Below are 25,776 nucleotides of genomic sequence, written 5' to 3'. Positions count from 1 at the left end.
CGGATTTGATTTTTGTTCACGATATGCTTTAATTCTCTTTCCATTTAGAAGTTTCTTGCTACAAACTTATAAAAAAAAAATTAATAAGGAGTTATAGGTCTTAATTTTTCTGTTAATAGAATGTTATTAATTTAGATAATGAAAGTAACAGTACAATTTTGTTATTATATTAATCATGAATCAGACAGGCTATAAGTGTCCTAAATGCGGGAATTCAAATTACGAATCAGATGAATTCAGGGTCGCTGGTGGCATTTTTTCAAAAATATTTGATGTTCAAAATAAGAAATTCACCATTATTAGCTACATCAAATATTAATATACTGAAATTTATAAGGCAAGTAAGTTGTCAATTGGAAAATATATTTGATTTCTTCACAAATTGATTTAGTAAATTTTCATTTTAGAATTCATATTTATACTTTGCTGAATAAACTTTAAAAACTTTGGATGAAAAAACGATTACTTTTTGTTTGTTTGGGAAATATTTGCCGATCTCCAAGTGCAGAAGCTGTAATGAATGCACATATAAAAGAAAATCAGCTTAATGATGAATTTGAATGCGATTCAGCAGGAACAGGAGGGTGGCACACTGGCGATAGAGCCGATGAAAGAATGCGGCGACACGCTTTACGAAGGAATTATAATTTAACGAGTATTGCCAGGCAGTTTAATGAGAAAAACGATTTTGATAAGTTCGATCTTATTTTTGGAATGGATCAGCAAAATGTGAATGATCTTAAAGCTTTAGCAAGAAATGAATCCGATTTAAAAAAGATCAAATCCATTACAACTTATTGTTCCCGTTTTTTAAATTACAGCTCAGTCCCTGATCCATATTATGGTGGTGATGACGGATTTGAATTAGTACTTGATATTCTTGAAGATGCCTGCGAAGGTTTACTTAATGATTTAACATGAGAATTGAGGGAGTTTTTTCTAGAATTGAAGATTTAGTTAGTCAGAAAATTACTGGTTTTAAATCTATTTCTGGTGGGAGTATTGCCACAACAAATCAAATTCGATTTGAGAATGGTCGTTACGCCTTTTTAAAAACAGAACCTTATTCTGATGATATGTTTTTTAAGGAAGCAAATGGCTTAAAGGAAATTCGTAAAACTGCCTGCATAAGAGTTCCAGAAGTTTTATTGGTTGATTCAGACGTTTTATTGCTTGAATTCATTGAGGAGGGGAGAAAGGACAAAGATTTTTTTAGTCGTTTTGGTACACAAATGGCAAATTTGCATAAAATAAGCGCAGGTAAATTCGGATTTAAAGAAGACAATTACATCGGAGCTACACCTCAATTAAACATAGCTGTAAATACAGAAAGTGATAATTGGTGTGATTTTTACTATAATAAACGTTTATTGTATCAATACAAGTTGGCCGAAAAAAACGGGCTGGTTGGTAATGAATTAAAAAATGGTTTTTTGGTTTTAGAAGGACGAATAGAAGAAATTTTAGAAGGAAGTGAAGAAAAACCAACTTTATTGCATGGAGATTTATGGAGTGGTAATTTTATTTGTGATAAAGATTCGAATCCGTGCTTAATTGATCCTGCAGTATATTACGGTCATCGTGAAGCCGATTTGGCCATGACAAAGCTATTTGGAGGCTTCAGCAGTGATTTTTACAGTTCATATCAAAAAAAGAAGCCTCTTCCACAAGGATATGATTACAGAGAGAATATCTATCTTTTATACCATGTTCTTAATCATCTGAATCTATTTGGGAACAGCTATTATGGGCACGCGGTTCGGCTTGTGTGGTCTTATCTTCATTAAAATAACAAATCCATAATGTTTTTTTCGCCCCAATAAAAATGGATATAAGAAGCAATTGTATTGTTTTTTCTAAACAAAAACGTGTCTGATTTTTGATCTCTGGCCGAATAAATTTCGCCAACCGAGAATTTCATTGATGGATTAATAATGTGAGAATAATGAAATTCGTGTCCCAAAAATACATCCTCATTTACGTGAATTTTACGGTATCCCAGTTTTAATTTCATGTTTTCCATACTGGTTTTTTGATCAAAATAGCCAACCATTGGGAATTCATTTGAATCTGAATCGATTATACTATCACCTAAATACATCATACCACCACATTCCGCTAACACACGTCCTCCTTTTAAACAAAACTCCTTAACGGCTTTTTTCATAGATTCATTTGAACTCAATTCATCAAGATAAAGTTCAGGATAACCGCCTGCAAAATAGAGCAAGTCCGTAGCCGGTAAATGCTGATCCCTCAGGGGAGAAAAGAAAGTAACTTCGCCTAATTTTTCTAACGCAGCTAAATTTTCATGATAGGTAAAATTAAATGCTTCATCTTTGGCAACTGAAATTTTAAGATTACCTCGTTCAATAGTTTCATCAATTTTCGGTTCATGAAATGGAATTGTAATTAATTCCAATAGTTTCTCAATATCAACTGTTTTAGAGATATGTTTGGCAATTTCTTCAATCGTAGAGTTATATTGCGACGAATCGGAAATCTGCAAACCAAGGTATCGGGAAGGCAGATGAAGCTTTTCATTTTTAGGAACGTAACCAAGCGGAGTCACTCCAACATCTTCACATGCATCTTTTAAAAACTGATAATGTGATTCGCTGCCTACAAAATTAAAGATTACCCCGGCAATTTTAATACCTGGATAAAAGTTTTTAAATCCAAATAGTAAGGGCGCAACCGAATAAGCCGTTGCCTTTGCATTAACCACAAGAATAATTGGAATATCTAACAATTCAGCAATTTGTGCAGAACTTCCTTCCATTTTCTTTGCCCCGTCAAACAAGCCCATTACGCCTTCAACTACAGAAACATCAGCTTCAATAGAATATTTACCGTAAATACTCTTAACATGACTCTGACTGCTCATAAAGGTGTCTAAATTGATTGAGACATTGCCAGCAGCCCAGGAATGATGTTTTGTGTCAAGATAATCCGGACCGCACTTAAATGGCTGAACTTGCAGCCCTTTGTTCTTTAAATAGCGTAATATACCTTGAGTAATAGTTGTTTTTCCTGATCCGCTGGAAGGTGCAGCAATTAAAAACTGAGGTTTCTTCTTCATATCTAACTTTCAAAAACGAAATGTCAAAAATAAATGAATATTCTTAGCATTAAAGCAAGATTTGGAATTCATTTCGAGAAAAGTTGAATGTTCGCAGTTAAGAAAACGATAAAATCTGTTGTATAATATCTTAGGGCAATAAAAAATCTTCAGCGAGAGATTCCAATATCTTATATGAAATTAATTTTCCATTGGGATGATATTCCTCCATTCGAACCAACCCCACATTAATAGCATACCATTCAAATATCTTGGTTTTATTTTTTGAAATTCCTCCATAGGTAATTTTATCCGACGAAATTTTGAAACAGTTAAAGTTTCCTGCCGGAGTTCTTATATTTTCAATCGCATCTACCTTTCTATTAATAAGAAGAACATTCATAGACATCAAAACAGATCCGGTTCCTCTTAATATACTAGCCTCACAACCCGATTCCGGCAGTATTTGTCCAACCGTTGGTTGAATAGGAATAGCAACACTATCCGACGAAATTTTTATAACCATCTTCTGATAGGAATCCAATTTTATAGGATCCATATATCGCTCTGAACCCACAAAAAAAGTAGAGTCATTGCTAACCATGCGAAAATACTGATAAAAGGTGTTTTGCTTTCGGGTAGTAATCTCTGACTCAATGTTATACTGAATTAATCCATCTAGTTTTGATTTACCAACCAATTGCCAAACCTCTGAATATTGTCTTCTATCTTTAGAATCGTATGAAATGTATTTAATTCTGAAATTCCTTTTCGAAGGCAGATAAGTATTGTCCCTTTGTCCGAAAGAAGAAAGTGAAATTGAAAACAATAGTAATGTGGTGTAAAATATTCTCATATACAGTATTTTATGGCTTATCCATAGCTTATCAGTACTTAAAATTACACATAATCCTTCAAGTTGAAAATAATATTTTACATATTTCTGATAATTTAGAAAATCAATCTAAATTAACCTCTTATTGAATTAGAAATATAGAAAATATTTATCTTTCCTCAATATCAGAGCTAATGCGCAAGCAATATTCAAATTATTTGTCATGAATAAAACCTTTTTTACAGTTTCCCTGATATTAGTATCAGGTATATTTATTTCTTGTTCCAAAGATGATATCGATCTTAATGAACCTATTACTGAAAATAAAATTGATATACAAAAACTATTAGATTTAGTTAACGATGTAAGATCAGCAGGGACTACCTGTGGAACTACATATTACCCTCCGGTTAATGCAATTGTTTGGAATAGTAAACTGGAAGATGCAGCTCTAAAGCATAGTAAAGATATGATGGACAACAACTTTTTTAGTCACACATCATCGAATGGAGATAAATTTGTTGACAGATTGAATGCTGCAGGTTATTTCTACAACAGTGCAGGTGAGAATATTGCCAAGGGATATTTATCAGAGGAAAGTGTTATTAATGGCTGGTTAACCAGTCAGGGACATTGTGCCAATATAATGAATCCTGATTTCACCGAAATGGGAGTAGGGCGAATAGGGGACTGCTGGACTCAGGATTTTGGAAAACCTAAGAAATAAAAAAACCACTCCAAGCGTTAATCGGAGTGGTCTTAATCTGTCTGTTTGAAAAGATTTAAGTTTGTCTGTTATAAACTTAAATTAATTAATTATCGAAGCGATTATTCAGAAACAACGTCAAATTCGATATCAACCTTAACTTCTTTGTGAAGTTTGATAGTTGCGGTGTATTTACCAATCTCTTTAACTGCGTCTTTAATTGCAATCACTTTTCTGTCAATTTCAAATCCCTGAGCAGTTAATGCTTCAGCAATCTGAATGTTGTTAACAGAACCGAAAATTTTACCGGTAGTACTGGTTTTAGCACCTACACTTAAGGTAACGCCTTCAAGTTTTTTAGCAATTTCTAAAGCTTCGTTTTTGATTTTTTCTTCTTTATGAGCTCTTTGTCTCATATTTTCAGCATTCATTTTCTTAGCTGATTCTGTTGCCAAAACAGCTATTCCTTTAGGAATTAAATAATTTCTACCGTAACCGTTTTTTACAACTACGATGTCATTCATATATCCTAAACTATGAATATCTTGTTTTAAGATTACTTCCATTTCGTTTCCTCCAGTTTAAAAATTATTTCATCATGTCAGTTACGTATGGCAGCAATGCAATGTGACGAGCACGTTTAACAGCTGTAGCTACCTTTCTTTGGTATTTCAAAGAAGTACCAGTGATACGACGAGGTAAAATTTTACCTTGTTCGTTTAAGAATTTTTTCAAAAACTCAGGATCTTTATAATCGATGAATTTAATCTTGTTTTTCTTGAAACGACAATACTTTTTCTTTTTAATCTCAACTGACGGAGGTGTCAAATATCTGATTTCTGATTGATTCTGTGCCATAGCTTACTTCTCCTCTTTAGATTTAAGTTTTCCTTTTCTTTTAATAGAATACTCAAAAGCATACTTATCAAGTTTGAAAGTTAAGAAACGGATGATTCTTTCATCACGTCTGTAGTTAAGTTCCAATTTCTCGATTAGTTCGCCTGGAGCATCAAATTGAAGCAATTGGTAAAAACCAGTGCTTTTCTTTTGAATTGGATAAGCCAGCTTGCGCAGTCCCCAGTTCTCCTCATTAACCATCTCACCACCATTCTCGGTGATAAGGGCTTTAAATTTTTCTACCGCCTCCTTTACCTGAGCCTCAGATAAAACGGGAGTTACAATGAAAACGGTTTCATAATGATTCAACATAACTTTAATTGTTTAATTAATTACTTAATAAGTAACTGTTTTTTATTGAGCCGCAAAATTAACGATTCTTTTTTGATATTTCAAGAATGCCATAGATTTATTGCGATTTAGAACACATATTTATCCTACAAATCTATTTAAGCATGTATTTGGTGCACCATAATCCTCTTGTTAGCTTTGGCTTTTTTTTGTAACTTAAACGTAAGGATTAACTTAAACCCACAGCTATGAAGGACAGGATGATAACATTAGCAACTTATGGTTACGCCAGAGCACAGTTGCTTAAAACTCGTTTAGAATCAGAAGGTGTGGAGTGCTTTCTGAAAAATCTTAATTTAATTCAATCTGTAGTTGGAGGTGGCGTAAAATTAAGAATAAAAGCGCAGGATTTAGCTAAGGCTCTCAAAATAATTGAGGAATTAGAATTAAGCTATGCTCAGGAGGATTTTGAAAAATCATTTCCCCGAAAAAAAATAGATGTAAACCGCATTTTGGTCCCCGTTGACTTTTCTGACTTTTCGCCACGCTTATGTGAGTATGCAATGAATATTGCGAAGAAGTTTAATGCGGATATTTTGTTATTTCATACCTATTTTGCTTCAGCAATCGAGACAATTCCATTTTCTGATAGTTATACTTATAATGCTACCGTTGTAGAAGTTCTTTCGGAAGTAGAAAAAAATGCCAAAGCTAGAATAAAGGAATTGTATTATGATATACGCAATAAATTGGAATTAGAGAAAGTTGAAGGAATTGAAGTCGATTATGCTTTAAGCGGAGGAACAGCTTCTTCTGAAATATTGAATATTTGCAACACTTACCAACCCGATTTAGTAATTATGGGAAGTCGTGGTGAATCTGCAGGAACAACTAACCTTTTGGGCAGTGTTGTTTCCAACGTTATTGAGGAGTCCGAGGTTCCAATTCTAATCTTGTCTGATCAAGGAGAGAATATAAGCATTGATCATATAGATAACATCATGTATGCGACAAACTTTGATAAGGCTGATTTTAGAGCAATTGCCAATCTTAAGTTTATCACCAAGCCTTATGATATGAAAATTCATTGTGTCCATTTTAACGATATTGAGGATGACAATGTAATGGAAGAACATCAAATGGAAGTATTGAGGAAATATTTAGATAAAACACTTGGCGATTCAAATGTTAATTGCTCCATAATACAGATTGAGGAAAAAATGAAGGGAATTGAAGAGTACGTGCAGAAAAATGATATTGGTATGATTGCCATTTTAGCAAGAAAACACAATTTATTAGAGCGTTTATTTTTTGGACAAATGTCAAGAAAACTATTCATAAAAACTCATATCCCAATTTTGGTATTTCATTAAGTTATGGTATCATAAAAAAAGGCACAATTTATAAATTGTGCCCTTTTTTCGTTATAATATTTCTCCTTTTAATACAGGGTCGGAGCCGTCTTCAATATCAGTAATCTTTACTTTATAGAATTGATTCTTTTCTATGTTTTCACCAGTGAACTGAACAGGAATATAATGTTCCCCGTAACCATTGGCAATATTTCCGTCAATCTTTTCAACCAAAACAGATTGGGTTTTCCCGATGAAACTTTTTCTATAATTAACTTTTATCTCATCAGATAGGTTTCTAAGAATCTCACTTCTCTCAGTTTTTATCCTCTCATCTACCTGATTAGGCATTCGCTCAGCTCTTGTTCCTTTTCTAATGGAATATTTAAAAGTATGAACATGTCCAAAATTCAATTCTTTAATTGCATCACAAGTGGCTGAAAAATCTTCTTCACTTTCATTTGGAAAACCTATTATGATATCGGTTGTAATATTAAAATCAGGGTTTTTAGCTCTTACGGTTTGCACTATTTCTTTAAACCTTTTGGCTGTATACATTCTTCTCATTTGAAGTAGGACAGGTTCCGATCCACTCTGCAAACACAAGTGCAAATGCGGTGTCATTTTAGGATGGTTCAAAAGTCCAAGAAATTTATCTCCAAAACCATCAGGTTCTATAGAGGAAATACGAAGTCTAAAATTACCTTCAAGGTTAAGAATTTGCTCAACAACATCATCAAATTGATATCCTTCAAACTCATATCGTCCAATATTTACACCGGTTATTACAATTTCCTTCGCTCCATGAGAAATTACTTCGCGGATATTTGTCAGAATATCTTGTATCGGTCTGCTTACGGCTCTTCCGCGAACCGAAGGAATAATGCAAAATGTGCAAAAATTATCACAACCATCTTGTATTTTAATCATACTTCGGGTATGAAAACCTTTATCTGTAGCTCCATAGGAAAACAGATCCGCATTCAATTTCGAAGGATGAATAATTTCGCCATCAAAATGTGCTTCAACCAAAGAAAAAACAGAAGTTTTCTGATCATTTTCAACTACATAATTAATTTCTGCTCTATTTTCCAACTCTTCCTTAGCATTATTAGCCATGCACCCTGTAACAACAAGAACGGAATCTTTATTTCGTCTGTTTGCCTGATTAATAAAATTTCTCGATTTGTGATCGCTTTGATGAGTTACTGTACATGAGTTAATTACGTATACGTCAGCAGACTCATCAAATTGAACAAGCTCATAACCTTTATCTTGAAATTGAGACGCCAATGCATCCGTTTCATATTGGTTTAATCTACACCCTAAGGTTTTAAACGCCACTTTCTTCACGCTACACTTTCTTTTATCGTTATCATTTCACCTTCAACTGAAAAATCAGCGGCTGATGTAATCTTTACATCTACAAATTGGCCGATCAAATTCTCTTCCTGTGATAAAAACCGTACATTAATTCTTCCCTCAGTTAATCCCGCAAGGTAACCATCATGTTTAGCCTGGCCTTTAACCAATACCTGATAAGTTTTACCCACCATTGAAGAATTGTAATTTTTAGAATGAATCTTCAAATCCTGAGTTAAAATATGGTGTCGCTCTTTCTTAATATCCAGACTTACATCATCAAACCAACGATGACTTAATGCTCCCGGACGAGGAGAGTACATTGCAATGTACGCCATATTATATTTAAACTCATTCATTGCTTTTCGGGTGTTTTCAAATTGATCATCACTCTCACCAGTAAAACCAACAATAATATCTGTAAAGAGGGTAGCCTCAGGAATTAAGCGTTTAATTGTATGAACAATTTGCCTGTATTTTTCCATTCCATGTTTACGATTCATGTGGATAAGGACTTTATCATCACCAGATTGAATTGGTAAGTGAATTTGTTTAGCAAGACATTTATACTGGGCAATTACTTCAATAACTTCATCTGTCATATCGCGCGGATGCGGAGAAGTAAAGTAAATCCAAAACTCTTTATTAAGTTGATTTCCCAAATTTCCAACTCTACGTAATAATTCAGGAAAATCTATTTCATCACCTTTTTTATCAAGACCATATGAATTTACATTCTGTCCAAGTAAGGTAATTGATTTAAATCCGCGCTCCACCAAACTTTGAACTTCAGTTACAATTTCATCGGAGGGACGGGAAACTTCTCGTCCTCTGGTATATGGAACCGCACAAAATGAACAAAACTTATCACAACCGTTTTGAATAGGGACAAAAGCCTCAAATTCTGAAGTGTAACTAGGTTTTACATGCCAGAATTCAGAAATATTTTCATTCTGAGAATCAAACCCCTGCTGCAATCCTACAGGAGTGGTAATTCCATATTGCTGAATCATTTCCGGCAACTTTGGTAAATCCTTCATCTGAAAAATAATGTCAAATAACTTGAGAAATTTATCCAAATCGGAGGGGAGGATACAACCGGAAACAAAAGTGATTAGATTCCGTTTGTTTTTCCACAAATTCCACTTATGAATTTTAGAATAAACCTTGTCGATTGCCTTTTGACGCACAGAACAAGCTAAAATCCCAATTAAATTGGCCTCTTCTTCGTTATCTGTCCATTGGTAGCCCATATTTTCGATTACCGAACGAACTCTTTCTCCATCCGAAGCATTCATTTGACAACCTAATGATACAAGATGATATTTCATGTTTTATAATTATAAATTACAAGTTAAGAATTATGAAATATTCCGCTTCTATATATTGAACTACCTTAGCTCAATTTTCATAATTCTTCATTCTCCGTTTAAAAATATACTTCAGTGTGAATTGGACCTAATGAAATTCCTTGTTTTTCAAGAATATCGTAAGCCTCATAAATCATATGACAATTACCACATAAATAACAAACTGTATCTGAAGGAATTGGATTTTTCATTAAATAATCGGTTACTCTTCCATGATAATCACCTGACTTTTCGCGGGAGGTACATAAAATATACTTTCCATTCGGATAACTATCTTTTTCATAGGCTTCTTCTTCAATCCGCACGCCATGCAACACTTGATAATCCATTTCAGGATGCGTTTCAACAAAACTGTGAATTGGAGATATACCGGTACCAGTTGCTATAAAAAGGAATTTTTTCCTGCCGATTTCAGACTCCTCTAATGAGAAATGGCCAAAAGGTCCATCAACATCTAAATAATTACCAGGCTTACATCGTTTTAGTTTTTTTGAAACCAAACCGTTTTCAACTTCTTTAATTAACACTTCTAAAAAATTATCATTTTCAGAACTATATATAGAATATTCTCTTCGATCAATACTTCCAGAAAATCCAAGGGTTATGTATTGCCCTGTTTTAAATGTAAAATCATTTTTTTCCATCCTTATAACATAGGTGGAAGAAGTCAAATTTCTTATCTCAATAACTTTGTGTGATCTCATTCTTAATTTATGTATTCAATTTTGTTCATCCATAAATTCATTCGCATTTAACTCAATAATAAACCGAATTATTTATATGGAATCGTTACAAATAAGCGAGTACAAAAAAAGATAAAATCCATCTAATAAACAAGAATAATAGGATCTTTAGATCTGTTTTAACAAAAATCAATAATATAATGTGTGAAATTCCGAAAAAAAAACCAATTTCTTCTAGAATGTACATAAATCAGACATTAGTAAATTCTATTTTATTTATTGATTATGTGATCTTTAATCTGCTATTTTTATTTTTTAAGCGCCTGAGAATTGAATAAATTACATGCTCGTTGAAGTAGGGTAAGACTATTTCTTTCTGAAAGGCTTTAAAAATAATCTGGATTTTGTGATATTACTCACATGCTATTATTCTGCAAAAAACAGTTTGCTAAAATCAACATTTGACAGTTCGTTTTTCTTCAATTCCGGAATCTCGATAATTGGACAATCAAATCCATATTTTTTCAAGTAAGTTTTAAAAACCTGAACTGAATCTTTTAAAATAAATTCACTGTTTGCAGGATATTGATTGTAGATTAATCCTTTAATTGGAATTTGTCTTCGTTGTGCAATTTCAAGACTGAGAAGAGTGTGATTAATACTACCCAACTTTGATGAAGTAACTAAAATTACCGGATATTTTTTCTCTTCCATGAAATCAAGAAGCGAATAATCCAAAGTTATTGGAACATGCATACCACCAACTCCTTCCAAAAGAAGATAATCAAATTGATCTTCAAGAATTGCGGTTGATTTTTCTATTCTTTTAATATCAATTTCCTGATTTTGCATTTGAGCGGCAAGATGTGGTGATGCAGGATAATCAAAAACATACGGACAAGTAGTTCCGTCTTTATCAACCTCTTGAATTTTAATTCCCATTATTTCCCGATGCATTAAAATATCTTCAGAGATTCCTTTGCAACCGGTTTGTGCAAATTTTTGAGTTATCACTGATTTTTTCTGATCCGATAAATACTTGGCCATTAAGCCTGTTGCAAATGTTTTACCGGTATCAGTATCAATTCCTGCAATAAAATAGGTTGGCATTATTAATTTATTTTTTAGGTTTCGCAATAAAATATAAGGGTTGATAGGTGAGGGGGACACCCAAATCGGTACCAAACAAATCCTGATAATCCTCTTTAAAATTCTTCAAATCGCTTTTTGTCCAAGCCTTTCCAGGAATTCCGTTTACACCTGTTTGCTTCATATGATATAGAACTCCAAGAGGATCTGAAAAAAAACGGGTAATTATTTCTTTGTCACTCCAAATAATTTCAAATTTATCAAACAAAAGCCTTTCATGCTTTCCAAACGACAAATAATTTAATCCTTTCCCATTCACTTCGCGTATTTCTCTGTAATTATCAGGACCAAAAGTGCTAAATACAAGTAACCCGTCAGGCTGTAAAGCTTTGTGTATTTTTGTCAAAAAACCATCTAAGTTATTGAACCATTGGAATGTTGAACTCGAAATAATTAAATCCAAAGAATCTGGTAAGTCCATAGACTCAATATCTCCACCCAAAAATTGTATGTCGGAATGAATGGAACTAAGAATATCTGAATATTCTTCTACAATGTCATTTGCATAATACACATCGGCATTAAGTTTTTGGAAAAACTTCTCGGTAAGTACTGCCGGACCACAACCAATTTCGAGAACTTTCGAAAAATGACTTACAGGTTGACGTAACAATTCATTAACTAACCTGGAGGCGATGGCTTCCTGAACAATAGCATGTTTACGATAGGTTTCGATACTTTTCACGAATCCTTTCTGTACTTTATCTTTATCAATATTTTGATGCTGCACTTTTACATTCCTCCATTAAATCATCCCACGAATTCCAACTGTAAAAACAAAAATGAGGAGTATTTTCCTTTTTAATTACATTTTTTTGATCATTCCAGGCATTTTCTAAATTTTCAAATGGAAATATTAGATCATTTTGCCCCAATAATATAAAATCAAATACATTCCAATCAACAAAATGGTTTTGTATAAGCTCCTGAAGTACAATCAATTCTTCCTTTTGATCCTCAATATTCCGCTGTGGCATTTGCATTTTGAAACGATCAAACCCATTTTTACCGCCACACATTCGAAGCCAAAACTTCTCAATAGTTCTTGAATTCAATCCATTTATAGTACTCTGAAAAATAGCAGGTGGAATGCCTTTCAAATTATCAATTGCTTGTAAAGTTCCATTTATGGCAATTTTACTGGCGAATAGATCCTTCCATTGGTGGTAAAGCATGTTCGCGACATAAACACCAAGTGACCATGCAACCAAATGTACTTTCTGATAATTTTCAAACAGCCTTTCAACCTGTTTAGGAATTAATATGTCCCGGTAATCGAAACACATAAGCACATCGTATTCTTTTGAATTTATTGATTGAAAAGGATTTGCATCGCATCCCCAACCATTCATAAACAAAATGCACTTCTCGTTAGCAGATTTATGTAACCATTCACTTTTCATTGCAATAATTCTTTATCAGTTCCGGTAAATCTTTAAGATCTTCCCAATCCATATCTGCACAAACAGAAATACGCAGTCTGGCAGTATCTTTAGGCACTGCAGGTGGGCGGATAGGGAATACCAAAAATCCTTTTTTTTGCAAATACTCAGCTAAATTAACGCATTTTTGACTGTCTCCAACCAGAACAGGAATAATATTTGAGCTTCCCATTGTTTCTATTCCGACATTCTTCAGGCCTTCTCTTAATTGTTCCGATATTGACTGCAAATGCTCCCGTTCCATTTTCATTTTTACAATGGTTCGCAACATGATATAGTTCCAGCTGATTACAATTGGAGGTAGAGCAGTGGTGAAAATCAAAGAACGCATTTTGTTAATTAAATACTCTTTAAGAATAGCATCACAAATAACATATGCACCAATTGAGTTCATTGCTTTACCGAAAGTGCCAATCAGTAAATCAATTTCTTTAAGACATGATTTCTCTTCCGATAAACCAAGACCTTTAATTCCTCTAACTCCTAGAGCATGAGCTTCATCAATATATAAAAAGCAATCAAATTGTTTTTTAATTTCAATCAGTTTTTCAAGATTAGCTTCGTCGCCATCCATACTAAAAACGGATTCACTTACAATAAAAACACGATTGTAATCTTTTCGTTTTGTAGTAAGAATATGTGTTAAGTGATTGTAATCAGCATGTTTAAAACGAACTTGTTCGGCACTACTTAAACGAATACCATCAATTATACTGGCATGATTCAACTTATCAGATATTATCAAATCATCTTTTCCTGCTAATGCTGCCAAAATACCAATATTAGCATGATATCCCGAATTAAAAAATAATGCAGGCCGGCCATACAAATTTTCGAGTTCAGTTTCCAGCAACTGATATTCCTTAAAGTTTCCGGTAAGCAGGCGAGATGATCCGGAGCCAAAAGAATTCCCCTTTGGCCGCGGTATATTCTTCTTACTAACCCCTAAATAATCATTTGAAGAGAGGTTAACCTTATAGTTACTTTCTGAAATCATTTTTAGGGCACGAAGGTTCCCAGATTCCTCAAGCTTCTGTAATTCCTCTTTGTATTTAATCAGTTTTTGATCCATTTCGAATTTATTGCATTGCTACTACTTTAACCAAAGCTTTGCAAAGGAAAGATAAATCTTCTTCAGATATAATAAATGGAGGCATAATGTAAACTAATTTTCCAAACGGGCGAACCCAAACTCCATTCGCCACAAATTGCTTTTGAATAGAAGCCATATTTACCGGTTCATTCATTTCGATGACTCCAATAGCACCTAAAACTCGAACATCCTTTACTTGTTTTAATTCTTTCGCCTTCGATAAATTTCGTAATAATTGTTGTTCAATATTACGAACCTTCTCCAAACACGATGATTCTAATAGTAAATTGATACTCGCAACGCCAACAGCGCATGCCATAGGATTTCCCATAAATGTGGGGCCATGCATAAAACAACCTGGTGCACCAGCTGAAATCCCATCACTTACTTTTTGTGAAGTTAAAGTGGCTGCAAAACTTAAATAACCACCAGTTATGGCTTTTCCTACGCACATAATATCCGGAGATATATCGGCATGTTCGCAAGCAAATAGTTTCCCAGTTCTACCAAAACCTGTAGCTATTTCGTCGAGAATGAGCAGTATGTTGTAAGTATCACAGGCTCTTCGTAATTCGATTAAATATTGAGGATGATAAAACTTCATTCCTCCAGCCCCCTGAACAACAGGCTCTAAGATGATCGCAGCAAGCTCCTCATGATGCGCTTCAATCATATTTTGCATAGACTGAAAGGAGTTGGAATCCCATTCATCGTAAAACCCACATCTTGGCGATTCTGCGAAGTAATTAACAGGCAAAACTCCTCTGAAAATTTCATGCATTCCCGTTACAGGATCGCAAACAGACATGGCGTTAAAAGTATCACCATGATATCCTGAGCGAATGCTTAAAAATTTATTTTTATTTGGATTCCCTTTGGTGAACCAATATTGAAGAGCCATTTTCATTGCCACCTCAACAGATACAGAACCAGAATCGCAGAAGAATACTTTTTCCATTCCATCCGGACTTATATCAACCAATAATCTGGCCAACTCAATTGCAGGTTTATGAGTAATTCCGCCAAACATCACATGCGACATCTGTTTTAATTGGTTTTGAACAACTTCATTCAAAACAGGATGATTATATCCGTGAACAGCACACCACCACGAGGACATACCATCAATAATATCTTGACCTGAATCCAATGTAAATCTTACACCATTGGCCGAAACCACAGGGTAGACGGGTAGTGGCTCATGCATTGAAGTATATGGATGCCAAATATGTTCTCTATCAAAAACGAGATCAGATGGCTTAAACTGTTCCGACATAGGAGTTTTTTTTTCATGTAAATTCTTTGTAAAACTAGGGTTTATCCGTCTAAACCGTACTAATTCTAAAGTATTTTTACAACATATCTTGTTTCGCTTAGCCTTTAAAATGTTATTTGTTCGTTAAAAATCTGAAATCTTCTTGATTTCCCTTCAATTTAATTTAAATTGCTTCAAATTTAAAATGCAAACATGAAAACGAAAAAAATTGCCCTTCTAGTAAGTTTATTCCTTGTATTTAGCCTGACTACAATAGGTCAAAAGCCCTACGATCAATCTCTTAACGGGAAAGAAGAAATTGCGAAAGCAGTTAGTAAAGCTAAAAAAGAAGGAAAACATGTTCTGCTTCAGATAGGAGGAAATTGGTGTCCTTGGTGCATAAAAATGCATAACTACCTGCATAGTGAAACAACATTAAATAAGCTTCTCGAGGATAATTATATCTTCCTTGAGGTAAATTACAGTAAGGAAAATAAAAATTTAGATGCACTAGCAGAACTTGGTTATCCTCAGCGTTTTGGATTTCCTGTTATGATCGTTTTAAATGGAGAAGGAGAAAGACTTCAAACACAAAACACGGGTAATTTAGAACAAGACAAAGCTTACAATTTCGAGAAAGTTAAATCATTCCTATACAATTGGCGTCCTGATGCTTTAAATCCTGAACATTACAAATAAATTTAGACTATCAACTCCTTTTTTATTTGAATAAAGAAATAATTGTACTTTCTTTGTACAGAATTCTCTGGTTTTAGGATTCAAATTAAGGATATAATACTAAAAAAAGAAAATATTATGACAATTTCAAAAGATAAGGTTGTTTCAGTTATTTATGAATTAAAAACTGATCTTTCGGGAGAGATTATTGAAAAAGCAGTAGCAGAAACTCCACTTACATATTTATGTGGTGCTGGACAGATGTTAGAAAAGTTTGAAGAAAAATTGATGGGGCTGAAAGTAGGTGATTCTTTTGATTTCAAATTGGAAACTGAAGAAGCATACGGTGAGGCATCAGAAGAAGCAGTAATCGATCTTCCTAAAAATATATTTGAAGTTAACGGTGAATTTGATTCAGAAGTTATTGCAGAAGGAAATGTAGTACCAATGCAAGATAACTCAGGTCGCAGAATGAATGGAATCGTTCTTGAAGTAACAGATGCTACTGTAAAAATGGATTTCAATCATCCACTTGCCGGAGATGCTCTATTCTTTAAAGGTGAAGTTATTGAAGTTAGAGATGCTTCAGAAGAAGAAATGAAAGAAGCTTATGCACCTCAGGGCGGTTGTGATAGCGGAAGTTGTGAAAGCGGCGGATGTGGCAGCGGATGCGGATGCTAATTAGTTTCTGAAAAGATATTTCAGCCCGAAAGCCTTTGGTTTTCGGGCTTTGTTTTTCTAGTCTTATCAAGTATCTTTAAAGCACAATAAAAAAACATATCGATTATGTGGAAAAGGCTGCCTCTTTACGTGAAAATTTTAGTTGGAATGGTATTTGGAATTATAGCGGGATTAATTGCCGTTTATTTTGAATTATCTGAATTAACCAACGATTGGATTAAACCTTGGGGTGATATTTTCTTAAACTTATTAAAATTAATTGCAGTTCCTTTAATTTTTGTGTCGCTGGTAAAAGGAATATCAAGTCTCTCCAACATTTCAAAATTATCACGAATAGGAATTAAAACCATTTCCCTTTACGTTCTATCAACAGTAATTGCTGTAAGTTTTGGGTTAATACTAGTAAATACCATAGCACCAGGCAATACTTTCCCCAACTATAAAAAGGTAGAGTTACAAGAAAAATACCATACAACAATTGATTTAAAGAAAAATCAGGCTTCAGATTTGAAAAATGAGTCTCCACTCAAATTTCTTGTAGATGTTGTTCCATCCAATTTCTTTCAGGCAGCCACAGATAATTCTAAAATGCTTCAGATCATATTCTTTGCGATTCTATTTGGCATTGCAATGGTTATTTTGGAAGAAAAGAAAGTCAAGGTAGTCAGAGATTTTTTTGATGGGATAGATGCAATTATCCTTAAGATAATTGACCTCATTATGCTTTTTGCTCCTTATGGAGTATTTGCCCTTATTGCTGGTTTAATAGTCGATTTTTCCGGTGATCTTGATTTATTTTCGGCTTTAGGATTGTATGCAATAACTGTAATTCTAGGGCTTTTAATAATGATATTTGTAATCTACCCTTTATTCCTAAAAATCTTTACTCCAGTAAGATACTCTGATTTTTACAAAGCCATTTCGCCTGCTCAGCTGTTAGCATTTTCAACAAGTTCAAGTGCGGCAACCCTTCCGGTTACTATGGAGTGTGTTGAAAAAGAAATAGGTGTTGCTAATGAGGTTGCAAGTTTTGTACTTCCGGTTGGTGTTACTATTAATATGGATGGAACCAGTTGTTATCAGGCAATTGCTGCAGTCTTTATCGCCCAGGTATTTGGTGTAGATTTAGATATTTACGACCAATTGATAATTGTGGTGACAGCTACACTGGCATCTATCGGAACACCCGGAGTTCCAGGCGGAAGCATTGTGATGTTAATTATTGTTTTAACATCTGTGGGAATACCCATTGAGGGACTGGCATTAATATTAGGTATTGACCGGCCGCTTGATATGCTTCGTACAGTTGTTAATGTTACAGGGGATGCTACTGTTGCAACAATAGTTGCTACAAGTGAAGGTCAATTAAATCCTGTACCGAAAATTCAAGTCAAAAATATCTAGGTAATATTATCACTCCATAACTTTTCAACGGAACAAGGAAATTCAATAAGTGTTTATTATCTTTGCAGTCGAATAACAGTATCTTCTGTTATACAACTTATTCAAAAATCATAGATATGGCAAGTAGAAAACGCTTAAAAAAGGATATCGATTACCTTAGCTTTGAGGTAATTTCAGATTGCTACAATTACAATTATTTACATCCTGAGAACAAGGATAAAGTAATGGAAATTGTAAAGAATACAATTGTTTCCCGTAATCAGTTAATTGCACGTGTAAATCATCCGGATGGTAAGGACAATCCTAAAATTGTTAAAGCTTACTACAAGGCTGTATATACTGATTTATTCAAGAATGTTGACGAATCTTTTACAGAATTGAGCAATTTAATTAAAGAGAAATAATTTCTTTCAAAAGATATTTCTGATAGCTTTGCGTATTGCAAAGCTTTTTTTATGCCCGAAGAAAAAATTATACTATTAGAGGATATTGGGGATATTCTCTTTAAAAAGAGTCGGAGATTCAAACGTTTATCGGTACGGATAGCACCTAAAAAAGGAATTTGGGTTAATGTACCATATGGTATAAGCTATCAGGATGCGATTAATTTTGCCAGGCAAAATAAAGCATGGATTATCAATAATAAGGCAAAAACAAAATTAAAAGAGAACAAACAAACAATTTTCACTCCTGAGATCCAATTTAAAACACGTTTCCATCAATTAAAGCTAAGTCCAGGAGAGGTGAGTTATTATTCCGCAAAACTCTCTAACGGAGTATTGGAAGTAAGGTATCCTGCCAATACCGAGATTCAAAATTCAGACTTACAAATATTCATTCAAAATTCTATTATAGAAACCTTGCGCAGAGAAGCAAACCATCATCTTCCAATTAGAATCAAGGAATTAGCAAAACTTGGTGGGTTTTCCTATAAATCCCTTAAAATTAAAAATACAAAAAGTCGTTGGGGGTCATGTTCACATGACAATAATATTAACCTCAATCTTCATTTAATGAGGTTACCTAATGAACTATGCGATATGGTAATTCTGCATGAGTTATGCCATACTAAAGTTAAAAATCATTCCAAAGAATTCTATCAATTACTGGAAATCCATTGCCCGGAATTGACCAGAAAAAGAAAAGAAATTAAAAAATACTCTACAACAATTTATTAATATGAATAAGGAAATTTATATTTTAGTTGGCATATGTGTATTAACATTCTTAATAGGACATAAACTAAAACAAAAATTAAGCAACCCGGAACCAAAGAAGCTGACAAAAAGAGGCAAAAAGAGAAAAAATAACGTTGCTGTATCACCACTGGCTTCCCGCAGAAAAGAAAAGCTAAAAGTTATCTTTTTATACTTACAGCTTATTTTAGTATTTGGCTTGTTAATCTTTATGATTCCTGCCTTATCGCGCGATATCCCCGCAAACAATCATGATAACTACCAGAATTTAATACTTCGAATACTAATCGTTGCGTTCGCTGCTTACATTTTATTTATTGGTTTCTTACAACTTAGAAAACCTCCTGAGAAATAATAATTAATCCCCAAAAAATATTAGACTTTATTACAGAATATCCAAATTAATAGGAGAAAAGCTCTTTTTATCTTATTAACAACACTATGTGTCATAAATAAAACCCTCTCATTTGTTTAATTTTGTGACACTTACAAGAGAAATACCCTCCTTTTAACCTTCTTAGAATTTAATATCTGTAAACTAACGGAGTGTTATTTACAAAAATCACTTGAATTTAGTATGACAGTGTAACTAAAAGTTCAAATAACCCAATTCCAATTTTACAATATTCAACTTAATGGAGTTTAAGTTTGTAACTTACATTAATTTCATTCAATGATAATTGTAACCAATTCAAGAGTTGCACCTTGTAACTAATTTCACAATGTAATTTACATGAATAATACCATAATGAATACAAATGTTTTGTGTTTTAATTGAATTTACAATCCAAACAAGTCCCGATATTTTTTGATCTAACACCACGAATAATACACTATTATTCTAGACACCAGACATTTAACTGATTGTAATTAAGTAATACTTTAACTTATTAATTACAGATGTATAAAATAGTATTAATTCATGTATAAAATGTAATTTATTAATGCATAATCATCAATAGATCAGTAAAATATGTGATTTACTTACAGTAAAATAATAAGTGAAATAACCTATCAATATCATTTAATTGTGAATATTTGTAAATAATGAGAATATAGTATTGTAAATCCATTAAATGGCTTGATATTCAGGTATTTTATAATTTCATTGCTAATGAATTCAATATTGTTCATCAAATAGAATCTAACAGGTTAATTAATTAAATATCTTTTAAAGACTGATACTACGTATAAACACTCTATTAGCCAGATAAATAAAATGTTTACAAAAGTAATAATGCTCGATGATTACAATTTGAATATGTCGTTTCATGTAGATTACATTAGTGAATTACTAATGTGAATATTCTTTTTGCATATATTTTGACTTTTGTAATTATTATTTTAAATTTGTAATGTTATTAAAGTTAACATCTGTAAAATTCACATATAAACAACTTAAGAATGAAGAATCGAATAGTTCAGCTGATTAATAGTGAAGGTTTAACCTCTTCAAAATTTGCAGACACAATTGGTGTTCAGCGGTCTAGTATTTCTCATATTCTATCCGGTCGTAACAACCCAAGTCTGGACTTTGTTCAAAAAATACTAACATCATTTCCTTCAATTGACCCTAATTGGCTTATTTCAGGAATGGGCAATATGTATAAGTCACAAGATTCACCTTCTTTATTTCAAGAACCGGAAACAAGCCGGACACCACTTGAAACTCAACCTAATCATCCTCCTAAATTAAATAAGGAAACAATTAATATTCCGCGCTCAAACCCTGAACCTATGCTGGAAATGAGTGCATTTACATCTGGAAAACAGATAGAGAAAGTAGTTGTGTTTTACACAGATAAAACTTTTAAAGAATACAATCCCTCTTAAATATTTTTTAGCTTATCTTTGCCTGCGTTTATACTTAACAGTTTAAAATACAACCAGGCACCATGAAAAAATTAGTACAGGACTTTGAGGTACTGCACAAGGAAGAGCTTAATGACGGGACTTTTGTTATTGATGTAAAGGCATCTGCGCCTTTGCCAGACATTAAACCAGGGCAATTTGTTAACGTTCTTGTCGAAAATGCAGCCAATACCTTCCTCAGAAGACCTTTGTCCATCCATTTTGTTGATTACGAAAAGAATATCATCAAATTATACATTAAAAAGATTGGAGAAGGCACTACCAAATTAGGCGAATTACTCCTTGGTGACAAGCTTAATATCGTTTTTCCATTAGGAAATCAATACTCTATCCCTAAGAACTCTAAAACTCTTTTAATTGGTGGTGGCTGTGGTGTTGCTCCTTTATTATACTTGGCAAAACATCTTAAAGACGCCGGAAATGAAGTAACAACCATATTGGGTGTACGGTCGGCCAATGATGCAGTTGAATTAGATCCTTACAAACAGTACGGTCGTATATTCGTAACTACCGAAGATGGCTCAATCGGCGAAAAAGGCTATCCTACGCAACATTCAGTTCTTAATGAGAAATTTGATTATACTTTCACCTGTGGACCAGAGCCAATGATGAAGGCTGTAGCAACTTATTCCAAAAGCAAAAATATTCCATGTGAGGTTTCATTGGAAAACACTATGGCTTGTGGATTTGGAGCTTGTTTATGCTGTGTAACTGACACAAAAAGAGGTAATATATGTACATGCACTGAAGGTCCGGTGTTCAATATAAATGAGTTGAAATGGTAAATTTGGAAGTTAAGCTTAAAGATCTGATTCTTAAAAATCCGGTAATGACTGCTTCCGGAACCTTTGGTTACGGTGAAGAATTTGAAGATTTTATTGATATCAGCCAATTAGGCGGCATATTGGTTAAAGGCACTACGAGACATCATCGGGAAGGAAACCCTTACCCCCGAATGGCTGAAACACCTTCGGGAATGCTAAATGCTGTTGGTTTGCAGAATAAAGGAGTTGAGTATTTTTGTGATAATATTTACCCGAGAATTAACCACTACAATACAAATATCTTGGTTAACGTTTCCGGTTCTGTAATTGAAGATTACGTAGAAACGGCAGCAATGATTAATGAATTGGATAAAATACCGGCAATAGAGCTGAATATATCTTGTCCGAACGTTAAAGAAGGCGGAATGGCTTTCGGAACTAGTTGTGCTTCTGCAGCATCGGTTGTTCGTGAAGTTCGTAAAGTGTATAAAAAGCATTTAATGGTTAAATTGTCACCAAATGTAACGGATATTACTGAGATCGCTAAAGCGGTTGAAGAGGAAGGTGCTGATTCTGTGTCTCTTATTAATACGCTATTGGGAATGGCTATAGATTCAGAAACAAGAAAGCCTCTTTTATCAACAGTTACAGGAGGTTTATCCGGCCCATGCGTAAAACCGGTTGCCTTGCGAATGGTTTGGCAGGTTTTTAACGCTGTTAATATACCCATTGTTGGCTTAGGTGGTATTATGAATGCAAAAGACGCCATTGAGTTTATTCTTGCCGGAGCTTCTGCAATTCAAATCGGAACGGCTAATTTTATTGATCCTCAGATAACAGTTAAGGTTGTTGAAGGAATCAAAGAATATATGATCAGACATCAGGTTGAAAATGTAACAGATTTAATTGGGGCGATTAAAACTCAATAAATCAACCTATTACAATAAAGAATTATTTCTTTATTTCACAACATCAGAGTTTACAAATGTAATTACATTTGTAAACTCTCACTGTTTAATTTAAGTTCTGTTCTATATTTTATAAAAATTTCAGACGCAATTAATAAATATATTTTACCATTAAAACCTATATAACAGGATGTTACACGGACATGGAGATGATGGTTACCAATATAAACAAGCAATTGTTGCTAATTTTAGCAGTAATGTATGGTTTGGTGGGAAATCCGAAAATCTAAAACAACACCTATTTGATAATTGGGATACTATACATTCTTATCCGGAAGCATCTGCTGAGAGTCTGGTAGATGCATTGGCGATTCATTTAAATGTTAATAAGAATCAAATCATTGCAACCAATGGCGCTACGGAAGCCTTTTACCTTATTGCACAATGTTTTTCTAAATCTAATTCAAGTATCATCATCCCTACCTTTTCCGAATATGAAGATGCCTGCAGAGTCAATAAACACAAGCTATTCTATATTAATTGGGCCAAATTAACCAGCAAAACCATTTTTGAAGAAGGTTTAGTCTGGATTTGCAATCCTAATAATCCAAATGGGAATATTTTAGAATCGGATGAACTTGAAGAAATGCTAAAAATCAATTCGAAATCTATTTTTGTGATTGATGAAGCTTATATTGATTTTACTGATGAGATTAACTCATGTATAGATTTACTTGATAAGTACGAGAATTTCATTTTGGTGAAATCTCTCACTAAAAACTTTTCAATTCCCGGCCTGAGATTGGGATATTTGATTTCAAACAAGGTATTGGTACAGAATATTCAATTCTACAAGGCTCCTTGGACGGTAAATTCACTGGCAATTGAGGCTGGAAAATTCCTTTTGGCAAATAAAACCGATTTTCTCCCACCTGTAAATTACTATAAATCAGAAACTAAAAAATTTCAAAAAAATCTCCAGAAAATTTCAGGTCTGCAAATTCATCCTTCAAAAACTTCTTTCTTTTTGGTTGAACTAGAAGAATCATCTGCTTTTGAGCTGAAAAAGTTCTTAATTTCAAACTTTGGAATATTGATTCGTGATGCAGCTAATTTTCGTGGTTTAAATTCTTGTTATTTTCGCCTCGCGACACAAACCAAAGAAAAAAATCAAATATTAATCGACGCATTAATTCAATGGAGCAAATTAAACTCATAATCCTCCCTCTTGTTATTGGATACATTTTAGATCTTGTTTTTGGTGATCCAAGAAGCTTGCCGCACCCAATCGTTTTATTCGGTAATACGATTTCCTTTTTTACTAAACATCTGAATAAAGGAAAATACCAATTATTCAAAGGAGCTGTAATGGCCTTAGGATTAGCAACAATTGTATATATTATTTTTTCGTGCCTAAGTATTATCACTTTAAACTGGAATAGTACAATTTATATAGTGTTTACCTCAATAATGGTTTTTTACGGATTGGCGAATAAAAGCTTGTTGCAGGAAGGATCAGAAGTATTTAAACACCTTAATGAAAAGGGATTGAAAGCAGGTCGGAAAAGATTATCATGGATTGTTGGTCGGGATACATCCAAATTATCGGAACAGGAAATACGTTTGGCTGTATTAGAAACTTTATCAGAAAATTTATCGGATGGTGTTGTTGCTCCTCTTTTTTACTATGCCATTGCCGGAGTGCCGGGAATGATGTGTTATAAAATGATTAATACAATGGATTCCATGATTGGATATAAAAATGAGAAGTTCATTTTGTTTGGACGGGTTGCTGCCCGATTGGATGATGTTGCGAATTTTATTCCCGCTCGTATTACTGCTTTTCTAATGGTATTACTCACCCTCAATGCGAAAGGCTTTTTATACATTTTTAAATATGGACATGCTCATCTTAGTCCAAATGCCGGCTACCCGGAATCAGCTCTTGCAGGAATCATAAATTGTCAATTTGGTGGACCTCATGATTACGACGGGAAAAGTGTTTACAAACCATTTATTGGAGATAATAATCGGAAAATAACGAACGAAGACTTTTGTAAACTTTTTTACATCAACCATTCGGTGTGTTTTGCCAGTATTCTTTTCATTATTGCTGTCTATTTTCCATATGGAATTCTGTTATAAAAAAGGAAAATTTAATTCCGGCTGGAGTCTTTAATTTGTAACTTCACACTTTAAATATTCCATATTAATTAAGGATACTGATCCTAAAAGAAGTTAGCAATGATTCATTTAATTACAGGAGGACAACGTTCCGGGAAAAGTTTATTTGCTGAAGATCTGGCACTATCCTTAAGTAATCAGCCTGTTTATCTGGCAACCTCACGAATTTGGGACGAAGCACATCGTGAAAGAATTGAAATACACAAAAACAGACGTGGAAATCAATGGACTACTATTGAAGAAGAGAAATTTTTGAGTCGACATGATTTTTCGGGGAAAGTAGTACTTTTAGATTGCATCACCTTGTGGATTAACAACTTCTTTTTTGATAATGAAGAGGATGATAAAAAATCTTTGCAAGAAGCAATTCAGGAATTAGAAATACTATTCGACCAAAATTGTGATTGGATAATCGTTACCAATGAATTGGGATTAGGTGGACATCCCGAAAACAAATTGGCTATGAGGTTCAATGATTTGCAAGGAAGCATTAATCAATACATTGCAAAAAAAGCAGACCGTGTTACCTTAATTATATCTGGCTTACCACTTGAAATTAAAAATACTTTATAACAGAACCGATACTATTTTGG

30 protein-coding genes are annotated in these 25,776 nt (G+C 33.6%); 17 read left to right on the top strand and 13 right to left on the bottom strand.

Annotated elements, in window-relative coordinates; all coding sequences use genetic code 11:
* The first annotated feature begins 175 nt into the window (after positions 1–175).
* The 3 genes from ACY0M5_RS12830 to ACY0M5_RS12820 all read left to right on the top strand — a co-directional run bounded on the left by ACY0M5_RS12830 (position 176) and on the right by ACY0M5_RS12820 (position 1,787).
* Positions 176–319, top strand: a complete 144-nt coding sequence (locus ACY0M5_RS12830; protein ID WP_461629409.1) for a zinc ribbon domain-containing protein — start codon at positions 176–178, stop codon at positions 317–319.
* A 131-nt stretch (positions 320–450) separates the two neighbouring features.
* Positions 451–921 (top strand): low molecular weight protein-tyrosine-phosphatase, encoded by a 471-nt coding sequence (locus tag ACY0M5_RS12825; protein WP_461629408.1) that lies wholly within the window; start codon positions 451–453, stop codon positions 919–921.
* Entirely contained in the window at positions 918–1,787 is an 870-nt protein-coding gene (locus ACY0M5_RS12820; protein WP_461629407.1) for a fructosamine kinase family protein, read from the top strand. Before ACY0M5_RS12825 ends, ACY0M5_RS12820 begins: the two co-directional genes overlap by 4 nt.
* Here the strand turns inward: ACY0M5_RS12820 and ACY0M5_RS12815 are convergent.
* Together ACY0M5_RS12815 and ACY0M5_RS12810 are read right to left on the bottom strand one after the other, a co-directional pair.
* Positions 1,784–3,082 carry a cobyrinate a,c-diamide synthase gene (locus tag ACY0M5_RS12815; RefSeq protein WP_124991703.1) on the bottom strand — a complete coding sequence of 433 codons (1,299 nt, stop codon included), beginning with the start codon at positions 3,080–3,082 and terminating at the stop codon, positions 1,784–1,786. The genes ACY0M5_RS12820 and ACY0M5_RS12815 overlap by 4 nt on opposite strands.
* Positions 3,083–3,212: 130 nt before the next feature.
* The gene (locus tag ACY0M5_RS12810; protein ID WP_124991702.1) at positions 3,213–3,917 is read right to left on the bottom strand and encodes a TapB family protein; all 705 of its coding nucleotides are present in this window, start codon (positions 3,915–3,917) and stop codon (positions 3,213–3,215) included.
* Positions 3,918–4,119: 202 nt separating this feature from the next.
* On the opposite strand from ACY0M5_RS12810, the gene ACY0M5_RS12805 reads away from it, so the two are divergent.
* Entirely contained in the window at positions 4,120–4,623 is a 504-nt protein-coding gene (locus ACY0M5_RS12805; RefSeq protein ID WP_461629406.1) for a CAP domain-containing protein, read from the top strand.
* A 101-nt stretch (positions 4,624–4,724) separates the two neighbouring features.
* Here the strand turns inward: ACY0M5_RS12805 and rplI are convergent, their stop codons facing one another.
* From rplI to rpsF, 3 genes are read right to left on the bottom strand one after another with little or no spacing between them, the layout of a single operon-like run.
* Entirely contained in the window at positions 4,725–5,168 is a 444-nt protein-coding gene (gene rplI / locus ACY0M5_RS12800; RefSeq protein ID WP_124991700.1) for a 50S ribosomal protein L9, read from the bottom strand.
* Positions 5,169–5,190: 22 nt separating this feature from the next.
* Complete coding sequence (rpsR, locus tag ACY0M5_RS12795) at positions 5,191–5,460, bottom strand: 30S ribosomal protein S18 (RefSeq protein WP_101263476.1); 270 nt, start codon at positions 5,458–5,460, stop codon at positions 5,191–5,193.
* A 3-nt stretch (positions 5,461–5,463) separates the two neighbouring features.
* Positions 5,464–5,811: a 30S ribosomal protein S6 gene (gene rpsF / locus ACY0M5_RS12790; RefSeq protein WP_197092725.1), complete on the bottom strand. Its 348-nt coding sequence runs from the start codon at positions 5,809–5,811 to the stop codon at positions 5,464–5,466.
* Between the two features lie 227 nt (positions 5,812–6,038).
* Here rpsF and ACY0M5_RS12785 point away from each other — a divergent pair, with 227 nt between their 5' ends.
* The gene (locus tag ACY0M5_RS12785) at positions 6,039–7,163 is read left to right on the top strand and encodes a universal stress protein (protein WP_124991699.1); all 1,125 of its coding nucleotides are present in this window, start codon (positions 6,039–6,041) and stop codon (positions 7,161–7,163) included.
* A gap of 51 nt (positions 7,164–7,214) precedes the next feature.
* Here the strand turns inward: ACY0M5_RS12785 and mtaB are convergent, their stop codons facing one another.
* The 8 genes from mtaB to bioA form a co-directional block, all read right to left on the bottom strand.
* Positions 7,215–8,495 carry a tRNA (N(6)-L-threonylcarbamoyladenosine(37)-C(2))-methylthiotransferase MtaB gene (mtaB, locus tag ACY0M5_RS12780; RefSeq protein ID WP_461629405.1) on the bottom strand — a complete coding sequence of 427 codons (1,281 nt, stop codon included), beginning with the start codon at positions 8,493–8,495 and terminating at the stop codon, positions 7,215–7,217.
* The gene (gene miaB, locus ACY0M5_RS12775; RefSeq protein ID WP_461629404.1) at positions 8,492–9,835 is read right to left on the bottom strand and encodes a tRNA (N6-isopentenyl adenosine(37)-C2)-methylthiotransferase MiaB; all 1,344 of its coding nucleotides are present in this window, start codon (positions 9,833–9,835) and stop codon (positions 8,492–8,494) included. The genes mtaB and miaB overlap by 4 nt, the downstream gene beginning before the upstream one ends.
* A 98-nt stretch (positions 9,836–9,933) precedes the next feature.
* Positions 9,934–10,578, bottom strand: coding sequence for a ferredoxin--NADP reductase (locus tag ACY0M5_RS12770; RefSeq protein ID WP_461629403.1), 645 nt, complete (start codon positions 10,576–10,578; stop codon positions 9,934–9,936).
* A gap of 405 nt (positions 10,579–10,983) precedes the next feature.
* Positions 10,984–11,667 carry a dethiobiotin synthase gene (gene bioD, locus ACY0M5_RS12765; RefSeq protein ID WP_461629402.1) on the bottom strand — a complete coding sequence of 228 codons (684 nt, stop codon included), beginning with the start codon at positions 11,665–11,667 and terminating at the stop codon, positions 10,984–10,986.
* A 7-nt stretch (positions 11,668–11,674) separates the two neighbouring features.
* Positions 11,675–12,436, bottom strand: a complete 762-nt coding sequence (gene bioC / locus ACY0M5_RS12760) for a malonyl-ACP O-methyltransferase BioC (RefSeq protein WP_461629401.1) — start codon at positions 12,434–12,436, stop codon at positions 11,675–11,677.
* Positions 12,417–13,109 (bottom strand): pimeloyl-ACP methyl esterase BioG family protein, encoded by a 693-nt coding sequence (locus ACY0M5_RS12755; RefSeq protein ID WP_461629400.1) that lies wholly within the window; start codon positions 13,107–13,109, stop codon positions 12,417–12,419. Before ACY0M5_RS12755 ends, bioC begins: the two co-directional genes overlap by 20 nt.
* Positions 13,099–14,220 (bottom strand): aminotransferase class I/II-fold pyridoxal phosphate-dependent enzyme, encoded by a 1,122-nt coding sequence (locus ACY0M5_RS12750; protein ID WP_461629399.1) that lies wholly within the window; start codon positions 14,218–14,220, stop codon positions 13,099–13,101. The genes ACY0M5_RS12755 and ACY0M5_RS12750 overlap by 11 nt, the downstream gene beginning before the upstream one ends.
* 7 nt (positions 14,221–14,227) lie before the next feature.
* A complete protein-coding gene (bioA, locus tag ACY0M5_RS12745; RefSeq protein ID WP_461629398.1) occupies positions 14,228–15,517 on the bottom strand; it encodes an adenosylmethionine--8-amino-7-oxononanoate transaminase in 1,290 nt (429 codons plus the stop codon).
* Positions 15,518–15,709: 192 nt separating this feature from the next.
* Here bioA and ACY0M5_RS12740 point away from each other — a divergent pair, with 192 nt between their 5' ends.
* The 12 genes from ACY0M5_RS12740 to cobU all read left to right on the top strand — a co-directional run bounded on the left by ACY0M5_RS12740 (position 15,710) and on the right by cobU (position 25,756).
* Entirely contained in the window at positions 15,710–16,195 is a 486-nt protein-coding gene (locus tag ACY0M5_RS12740) for a thioredoxin family protein (protein WP_461629397.1), read from the top strand.
* A gap of 117 nt (positions 16,196–16,312) precedes the next feature.
* On the top strand, positions 16,313–16,855 hold the full coding sequence (locus tag ACY0M5_RS12735) for an FKBP-type peptidyl-prolyl cis-trans isomerase (RefSeq protein ID WP_101311511.1): 543 nt from the start codon (positions 16,313–16,315) through the stop codon (positions 16,853–16,855).
* A gap of 105 nt (positions 16,856–16,960) precedes the next feature.
* Positions 16,961–18,259: a dicarboxylate/amino acid:cation symporter gene (locus ACY0M5_RS12730; protein ID WP_461629396.1), complete on the top strand. Its 1,299-nt coding sequence runs from the start codon at positions 16,961–16,963 to the stop codon at positions 18,257–18,259.
* Positions 18,260–18,375: 116 nt separating this feature from the next.
* Positions 18,376–18,663 (top strand): hypothetical protein, encoded by a 288-nt coding sequence (locus ACY0M5_RS12725; protein WP_101311505.1) that lies wholly within the window; start codon positions 18,376–18,378, stop codon positions 18,661–18,663.
* 51 nt (positions 18,664–18,714) lie between these two features.
* On the top strand, positions 18,715–19,437 hold the full coding sequence (locus ACY0M5_RS12720) for a M48 family metallopeptidase (RefSeq protein ID WP_156195724.1): 723 nt from the start codon (positions 18,715–18,717) through the stop codon (positions 19,435–19,437).
* 1 nt (position 19,438) lies between these two features.
* On the top strand, positions 19,439–19,810 hold the full coding sequence (locus ACY0M5_RS12715) for a hypothetical protein (RefSeq protein WP_461629395.1): 372 nt from the start codon (positions 19,439–19,441) through the stop codon (positions 19,808–19,810).
* Between the two features lie 1,049 nt (positions 19,811–20,859).
* Entirely contained in the window at positions 20,860–21,288 is a 429-nt protein-coding gene (locus ACY0M5_RS12710) for a helix-turn-helix transcriptional regulator (RefSeq protein WP_124991686.1), read from the top strand.
* Positions 21,289–21,350: 62 nt separating this feature from the next.
* Positions 21,351–22,112, top strand: a complete 762-nt coding sequence (locus tag ACY0M5_RS12705) for a dihydroorotate dehydrogenase electron transfer subunit (RefSeq protein WP_461629394.1) — start codon at positions 21,351–21,353, stop codon at positions 22,110–22,112.
* On the top strand, positions 22,106–23,020 hold the full coding sequence (locus tag ACY0M5_RS12700) for a dihydroorotate dehydrogenase (RefSeq protein WP_124991684.1): 915 nt from the start codon (positions 22,106–22,108) through the stop codon (positions 23,018–23,020). The genes ACY0M5_RS12705 and ACY0M5_RS12700 overlap by 7 nt, the downstream gene beginning before the upstream one ends.
* Positions 23,021–23,189: 169 nt before the next feature.
* Positions 23,190–24,218: a pyridoxal phosphate-dependent aminotransferase gene (locus ACY0M5_RS12695; RefSeq protein ID WP_461629393.1), complete on the top strand. Its 1,029-nt coding sequence runs from the start codon at positions 23,190–23,192 to the stop codon at positions 24,216–24,218.
* Positions 24,197–25,144 (top strand): adenosylcobinamide-phosphate synthase CbiB, encoded by a 948-nt coding sequence (gene cbiB, locus ACY0M5_RS12690; protein ID WP_461629392.1) that lies wholly within the window; start codon positions 24,197–24,199, stop codon positions 25,142–25,144. The genes ACY0M5_RS12695 and cbiB overlap by 22 nt, the downstream gene beginning before the upstream one ends.
* A 99-nt stretch (positions 25,145–25,243) precedes the next feature.
* Complete coding sequence (cobU, locus tag ACY0M5_RS12685) at positions 25,244–25,756, top strand: bifunctional adenosylcobinamide kinase/adenosylcobinamide-phosphate guanylyltransferase (RefSeq protein ID WP_461629391.1); 513 nt, start codon at positions 25,244–25,246, stop codon at positions 25,754–25,756.
* The last annotated feature ends 20 nt before the right edge of the window (positions 25,757–25,776 follow it).

Source organism: Labilibaculum euxinicum (assembly GCF_963678175.1).
In the GTDB taxonomy this organism is placed as follows: Bacteria; Bacteroidota; Bacteroidia; order Bacteroidales; family Marinifilaceae; genus Labilibaculum; species Labilibaculum euxinus.
Note: the sequence above shows the minus strand (reverse complement) of the source record. Positions and strands in the feature narration are given on the sequence as shown.

Bases quoted from the DNA above. Each gene is read 5' to 3' on its own strand.
- ACY0M5_RS12830 (WP_461629409.1), top strand. From the start codon at position 176: ATGAATCAGACAGGCTATAAGTGTCCTAAATGCGGGAATTCAAATTAC.
- ACY0M5_RS12825 (WP_461629408.1), top strand. From the start codon at position 451: ATGAAAAAACGATTACTTTTTGTTTGTTTGGGAAATATTTGCCGATCT.
- ACY0M5_RS12820 (WP_461629407.1), top strand. From the start codon at position 918: ATGAGAATTGAGGGAGTTTTTTCTAGAATTGAAGATTTAGTTAGTCAG.
- ACY0M5_RS12815 (WP_124991703.1), bottom strand. From the start codon at position 3,082: ATGAAGAAGAAACCTCAGTTTTTAATTGCTGCACCTTCCAGCGGATCA.
- ACY0M5_RS12810 (WP_124991702.1), bottom strand. From the start codon at position 3,917: ATGAGAATATTTTACACCACATTACTATTGTTTTCAATTTCACTTTCT.
- ACY0M5_RS12805 (WP_461629406.1), top strand. From the start codon at position 4,120: ATGAATAAAACCTTTTTTACAGTTTCCCTGATATTAGTATCAGGTATA.
- rplI (WP_124991700.1), bottom strand. From the start codon at position 5,168: ATGGAAGTAATCTTAAAACAAGATATTCATAGTTTAGGATATATGAAT.
- rpsR (WP_101263476.1), bottom strand. From the start codon at position 5,460: ATGGCACAGAATCAATCAGAAATCAGATATTTGACACCTCCGTCAGTT.
- rpsF (WP_197092725.1), bottom strand. From the start codon at position 5,811: ATGTTGAATCATTATGAAACCGTTTTCATTGTAACTCCCGTTTTATCT.
- ACY0M5_RS12785 (WP_124991699.1), top strand. From the start codon at position 6,039: ATGAAGGACAGGATGATAACATTAGCAACTTATGGTTACGCCAGAGCA.
- miaB (WP_461629404.1), bottom strand. From the start codon at position 9,835: ATGAAATATCATCTTGTATCATTAGGTTGTCAAATGAATGCTTCGGAT.
- ACY0M5_RS12770 (WP_461629403.1), bottom strand. From the start codon at position 10,578: ATGAGATCACACAAAGTTATTGAGATAAGAAATTTGACTTCTTCCACC.
- bioD (WP_461629402.1), bottom strand. From the start codon at position 11,667: ATGCCAACCTATTTTATTGCAGGAATTGATACTGATACCGGTAAAACA.
- ACY0M5_RS12755 (WP_461629400.1), bottom strand. From the start codon at position 13,109: ATGAAAAGTGAATGGTTACATAAATCTGCTAACGAGAAGTGCATTTTG.
- ACY0M5_RS12750 (WP_461629399.1), bottom strand. From the start codon at position 14,220: ATGGATCAAAAACTGATTAAATACAAAGAGGAATTACAGAAGCTTGAG.
- bioA (WP_461629398.1), bottom strand. From the start codon at position 15,517: ATGTCGGAACAGTTTAAGCCATCTGATCTCGTTTTTGATAGAGAACAT.
- ACY0M5_RS12740 (WP_461629397.1), top strand. From the start codon at position 15,710: ATGAAAACGAAAAAAATTGCCCTTCTAGTAAGTTTATTCCTTGTATTT.
- ACY0M5_RS12735 (WP_101311511.1), top strand. From the start codon at position 16,313: ATGACAATTTCAAAAGATAAGGTTGTTTCAGTTATTTATGAATTAAAA.
- ACY0M5_RS12730 (WP_461629396.1), top strand. From the start codon at position 16,961: ATGTGGAAAAGGCTGCCTCTTTACGTGAAAATTTTAGTTGGAATGGTA.
- ACY0M5_RS12725 (WP_101311505.1), top strand. From the start codon at position 18,376: ATGGCAAGTAGAAAACGCTTAAAAAAGGATATCGATTACCTTAGCTTT.
- ACY0M5_RS12720 (WP_156195724.1), top strand. From the start codon at position 18,715: ATGCCCGAAGAAAAAATTATACTATTAGAGGATATTGGGGATATTCTC.
- ACY0M5_RS12715 (WP_461629395.1), top strand. From the start codon at position 19,439: ATGAATAAGGAAATTTATATTTTAGTTGGCATATGTGTATTAACATTC.
- ACY0M5_RS12710 (WP_124991686.1), top strand. From the start codon at position 20,860: ATGAAGAATCGAATAGTTCAGCTGATTAATAGTGAAGGTTTAACCTCT.
- ACY0M5_RS12705 (WP_461629394.1), top strand. From the start codon at position 21,351: ATGAAAAAATTAGTACAGGACTTTGAGGTACTGCACAAGGAAGAGCTT.
- ACY0M5_RS12700 (WP_124991684.1), top strand. From the start codon at position 22,106: ATGGTAAATTTGGAAGTTAAGCTTAAAGATCTGATTCTTAAAAATCCG.
- ACY0M5_RS12695 (WP_461629393.1), top strand. From the start codon at position 23,190: ATGTTACACGGACATGGAGATGATGGTTACCAATATAAACAAGCAATT.
- cbiB (WP_461629392.1), top strand. From the start codon at position 24,197: ATGGAGCAAATTAAACTCATAATCCTCCCTCTTGTTATTGGATACATT.
- cobU (WP_461629391.1), top strand. From the start codon at position 25,244: ATGATTCATTTAATTACAGGAGGACAACGTTCCGGGAAAAGTTTATTT.